Annotated in this window: 1 protein-coding gene; it reads right to left on the reverse strand. The window is 55.8% G+C overall.

The window, feature by feature from the left end:
• The coding region (locus tag AAEZ09_RS28180; RefSeq protein WP_350601631.1) for an OprD family outer membrane porin at nucleotides 1-276 on the reverse strand (276 nt) is incomplete at both ends.

The raw sequence follows: 276 nt of genomic DNA on the forward strand, positions 1-276 counted from the left end.
GAGTTAAAGTCGGAGTAGTAGGAGTTGGCTACCCAGATGGAGCTGCCGCCGTCGCCGATGTCGTAGCGGTAGTCACCGTCACCGGTAACGCGCTGGTGGGCGAGGATAAAGGCATGCGCGCCAGTCGAGTACTTGGCTGCGAGACTCCAGATGGTTGTGTCTTCGGTTTCGCCGAACGTTTCTTTATCGTACTTGTTGTCGTAGATGTTGAAGTCGAACGCGAGCGACTGGTCGCCGCCGAACGGCATGACGTAGTTAACGTTAGCGTACTTCTTC

Origin of the sequence: Pseudomonas sp. 65/3-MNA-CIBAN-0223 (genome assembly GCF_040310425.1) — a bacterium.
GTDB classification, from domain to species: Bacteria; Pseudomonadota; Gammaproteobacteria; order Pseudomonadales; family Pseudomonadaceae; genus Aquipseudomonas; species Aquipseudomonas gregormendelii.